This is a genomic window from Paenibacillus maysiensis, from assembly GCF_000520815.1.
In the GTDB taxonomy this organism is placed as follows: domain Bacteria; phylum Bacillota; class Bacilli; order Paenibacillales; family Paenibacillaceae; genus Paenibacillus; species Paenibacillus maysiensis.
Window position 1 is genome coordinate 1 of sequence record NZ_ASRY01000222.1, and the last position, 4,503, is coordinate 4,503.

At 48.2% G+C, this 4,503-nt stretch carries 4 protein-coding genes; 3 read left to right on the forward strand and 1 reads right to left on the reverse strand.

Annotation, left to right across the window (positions count from 1 at the left end):
- Nucleotides 1–182: 182 nt before the first annotated feature.
- Nucleotides 183–1,403: an MFS transporter gene (locus L696_RS0116325; RefSeq protein WP_025684605.1), complete on the reverse strand. Its 1,221-nt coding sequence runs from the start codon at nt 1,401–1,403 to the stop codon at nt 183–185.
- Between the two features lie 241 nt (nt 1,404–1,644).
- Here L696_RS0116325 and hemE point away from each other — a divergent pair, with 241 nt between their 5' ends.
- The 3 genes from hemE to hemG all read left to right on the forward strand — a co-directional run.
- Entirely contained in the window at nt 1,645–2,691 is a 1,047-nt protein-coding gene (gene hemE, locus L696_RS0116330; protein WP_025684606.1) for a uroporphyrinogen decarboxylase, read from the forward strand.
- A 31-nt stretch (nt 2,692–2,722) separates the two neighbouring features.
- Nucleotides 2,723–3,664 carry a ferrochelatase gene (hemH, locus tag L696_RS0116335; protein WP_025684607.1) on the forward strand — a complete coding sequence of 314 codons (942 nt, stop codon included), beginning with the start codon at nt 2,723–2,725 and terminating at the stop codon, nt 3,662–3,664.
- Between the two features lie 7 nt (nt 3,665–3,671).
- On the forward strand, nt 3,672–4,503 hold an 832-nt coding region (gene hemG / locus L696_RS0116340; protein ID WP_025684608.1), incomplete at its 3' end, for a protoporphyrinogen oxidase.

Consider the following 4,503-nt stretch of genomic DNA (forward strand, 5'->3'; position numbering starts at 1 on the left):
TGCCAGCCTATGACGGATTGGCGTTGGCCCGAGTAAAATAGGCTGTAATGTTACTTTTTATATAGCTATGTAAAAAGTAGCTATGCAAAAAAATAGCTATACAAAAAGAACCTCCTTGTCCACAAAATTGTGGAGCGGAGGTTCTTGTCTGTTCTGGAAGGATGATCTTACCAGAGGCTATCTTACCTGAAATCAGGTGCAGGCTTACGATCATAGAGCTTCATACGTACCCAGAATATATTGACGATCAGCAGGACACCTGACATGATGAACAGTCCTTCGATGCCGATAAACCCGGACAGTACCCCGCCAATAACAGCGCCCAGCATATTACCAAGCGCCAGCGAGCTGGTATTGAAGCCGAACGAACGGCTTTCCATGCCTTCCGGTGTATACGTGCGAATCAGCGCGTTTACGCTTGGCAGCAGTCCGCCCATAAATATACCCATGAAAAAACGGATCGTGACGAGCTGCCATACCTGATTGACAAAAGCCTGCGGAATGAGCATGAGCGCGGTTCCGAGCAGAGCGAGGGTCAAAATGCGGCGCGCCCCGATCTTGTCACTCAATCTTCCAAGCAGCGGCGCAGCGACCATATTGGACACGCCGGTAATGGCCGTAACAAACCCGGCAATGAGCGCAATTCCTTCTGCCGACCCATAGAGCTTTTGCACATATAACGGCAGCAAAGATACCGTACTGATCATGGCAAACTGGAGCAGGAACGTTACGGTGAACAAAGCCGGAAGCTGGGGCGTATGGCTTAGCTCCTTTAATCCGGCAAGAACCGAAATTTGCGGTATGCGTGCGGCTTCGGCTTTGCTGAAATTTTCTTTAACCAAAAACATTGCGATGAGCGAGGCTATAAAAATTAGAGTTCCTGTAATATAAAAAATCGGTCTGAATCCGACCCAGTCAGCCAAAAAGCCGCCCAGCAGAGGGCCGAGGATCGTACCCGCCATCTGGCCGGACTGCATCATCCCCATAGCGAAACCGGTTCGTTCCTTGGGTGTAGTACCCGACACCAGAGAAATCGAAGCCGGATTGAAGCCCGAAATCGTACCGTTCAACAGACGAAGTGCCAACAGTTGCCACGGATGGGTGACCAAACCCATGCAGCCAACCACCAGAGCCATACCGAAGCCCGAGCGAAGCAGCATGACTTTACGTCCATATCGGTCAGCCAGCTTGCCCCACAAAGGCTGGAACATAAATGAGGTCAAAAAGTTAGCGGCAAAAATAACTCCGGCCCACAGACCGATATCATGCTCTCCCTTCACATGAAGGTCTTGAGCCAGATAAAGAGCGAGGAACGGAGTAATCATTGTAATACCCGCATTGACCAGAAACTGACCGAACCAAAGCACAATGAGATTGACTTTCCACGTCTCCCACGTTTTCAATGTGCTTTCACTTCCTTTCTGCCATTTCATGCTGATGCAAAAACTACTTATCCATGTAGAATCCATATAGAACTTCTCGGAGCTCTAAAAAAGCCATTTCTCTAGTATAGCACACTTCATTGAAACTTTATCCAAATGTCATGGGTTTGTCATGGTTTGTTCGAGAGCGGCGGTTGTTACTACTCTTGAAAAAGGGCATAATAAAATATAGTATTTATGATTCGAACTGGAGGCTGAAGTCATGACCTACAATGATACTTTTATCCGCGCTTGCCGCAAGCAGGCTGTGGATCATATTCCCGTATGGTACATGCGGCAGGCCGGAAGGTATGACCCTGAGTATCGCAAAATTAAAGAAAAATACACGTTGCTTGAAATTTGTCGTCAGCCCGAGCTGGCCGCAGAAGTGACCTTAATGCCCGTGCGCAAGCTCGGGGTAGACGCTGCTATTTTATATTCTGATATTATGAATCCGGTAGCCTCGCTGGGGATTGATTTTGATATTGTCAAAAATATCGGTCCGGTTATTGATAATCCGATCCGGACAGCGGCGGACGTAGACAATCTGCGCCCGATTGATGTAGAACGAGATTTGGGTCACATTTTGGAAACGATCCGTATTTTGGACCGTGAGCTGGAGGTACCGCTGATTACGTTCGCTGGAGCTCCTTTTACAATTGCGAGTTATTTAATAGAAGGAAGACCGTCCAAAGGATATATCCGCACCAAAGCCATGATGTACGGAGAGCCTGAATTATGGCATCGGCTGATGGACAAGCTTGGAGACATGGTTATTACATACGCGCGTGCCCATATTGCTAATGGCGGCAAGGCATTTCAACTGTTTGATAGCTGGGTAGGGGCGCTTTCGCCTCATGATTTTCAAATGTTTGTGCTGCCGACGATTACACGTATTTTCCATGAGCTGTCTGATCTGGATGTACCAAAAATTTATTTTCCAGGTGTAAGCTCTGGTGAGTTGCTTCCGCTGCTGGGCGGGGTAAAGGCCGATGTGATCGGACTGGACTGGCGGGTAAGTATACCTGAAGGACGCCGTCGTTTGGGTAATCGTTTTGGTGTGCAGGGAAATCTGGACCCTTACGTGCTCACAGCGCCGATGGATGTAATCAAACAGTATGCGAAAACGATTGTGGATGAAGGAATTTTGGAGCCGGGATATATTTTTAATCTGGGTCACGGTTTATTTCCAGAAGCTTCGTTAGATAAGCTGAGAGAGCTTACGGAGTATGTGCATGAGTATTCCCGTTCCGTTTTGACAAAGAAGTAATCAATCAGAAATTTGAAGAGGTGATGTGCTGATGAAAACCAAAGTGGGTGTACTGGTTATGTCCTACGGGACACCGGAAAGTTTGGATCAAGTGGAAGCCTATTACACACATATTCGTCGTGGCAACGCTCCTTCCCCGGAGCAATTGAAAGAGTTAAAGGATCGTTATGAAGCCATTGTGGGCGGTGTATTTCCGCTACGCCAAAATACGGATCGTCAGGTTCAAAATCTGCAAGAAACATTAAATAGGGAAAATCGTAATCCGAATATTGAATTTGTCTGCTATCAGGGACTTAAACATGCCAAGCCGTTCATTGAGGATGGCGTGGAGGCTATGGTGCAAGACGGTATCCGTAAAGCGGTAGGTGTCGTGCTGGCTCCGCATTATTCCGTGATGAGTGTAGGCACTTATATTAAGCGTGCACAGGCCAAGGCACAGGAACTGGATCTGGCTATATCGTTTGTGGAAAGCTATCATCTTCATCCAAAGCTGATCAAGACGTTGACTGAGCGTGTAAATGCAAAGCTGGCGCTTTTCGAAGAAGCAGGGGCGAATCGGGACGAGATACGTGTATTGTTTAGTGCGCACAGCTTGCCTGAGCGGATTCTGGCGATGGGTGATCCTTATGTAGAGCAATTGATGGCTACTTCGCAAGCTATTGCGGACAAAGCAGAAATCACCAACTGGCAGTTTACGTGGCAAAGCGCAGGCCGCACAGCAGAGCCTTGGCTCGGTCCTGACATCCTGGATACCATGCATAGTCTCAAGGAAGAGCAGGTTGAATATGTGCTGGCTGCGCCAGTCGGCTTCGTTTCAGATCATCTGGAGGTACTGTACGATCTAGATATTGAGGCACAGGCTTTGGCGAAGGAATTGGATATGCGTTTCCAGCGGATTGATTCGCTTAACAGTGATCCATTGTACATGGAGACGCTTAGCGATGTCATCATAGACCAATGGAAAAAGGGATGAGGACATAATGGAGCAAAAACTACGCAACATTGTGATTGTAGGCGGAGGATTGACCGGACTGAGCGCAGCTTTTTATACACGTAAAATGTATAAAGAAGCAGGCTACACACCACGAATTACGCTGGTGGAAAAGGCCCCAGTGCTGGGCGGGAAAATCGAAACGTTGCATAAAGACGGATTTGTGATTGAAAAAGGGCCGGATTCCTTTCTGGCCCGTAAAACGGCTATGATCGACCTGGCGAAAGAGCTGGAGCTGGATCATGAGCTGGTAAGCACGAATCCTGAGGCGAAAAAAACATACATTTTGCATGAAGGTCAGCTCCATCCGATGCCCCCCGGTCTGGTACTGGGGATTCCGACGGAGCTGAAACCTTTTCTGCGAAGCGGGCTCATCTCGTTGGGCGGCAAGCTGCGGGCCATGATGGATTTTGTTATTCCGCCTCGTCGCGTACCGGGTGATGAGGCGTTGGGTGATTTTATCGAACGCCGACTGGGCAAAGAAGTGCTGGAAAATGTAACCGAGCCGCTGCTGGCTGGCATATATGCTGCCAATATGAAGACGCTGAGCTTGCAAGCGACCTTCCCGCAATTTGCTGAGGTAGAGCAGCAATATGGAAGCCTCATACACGGGATGATGACCGGAAGAAAGCCAGCCGAGACGCATACAGGCACGAAAAAAAGTGTTTTCCTGACCTTCCGTCAAGGACTGCAAAGTTTGGTACATGCGTTACTGAATGACTTGCATGATTGTGATTTGCGTACAGGCGTTGCTGTTACAGAATTCACAAAGATAGCAGGTGGTGAAAGCAGCGTCTACCATGTTGTATTGGATAATGGGG

What these genes read in the sequence shown, in the direction of transcription:
- hemE (WP_025684606.1), top strand. Translation starts at nt 1,645, where the DNA reads ATGACCTACAATGATACTTTTATCCGCGCTTGCCGCAAGCAGGCTGTG.
- hemH (WP_025684607.1), top strand. Translation starts at nt 2,723, where the DNA reads ATGAAAACCAAAGTGGGTGTACTGGTTATGTCCTACGGGACACCGGAA.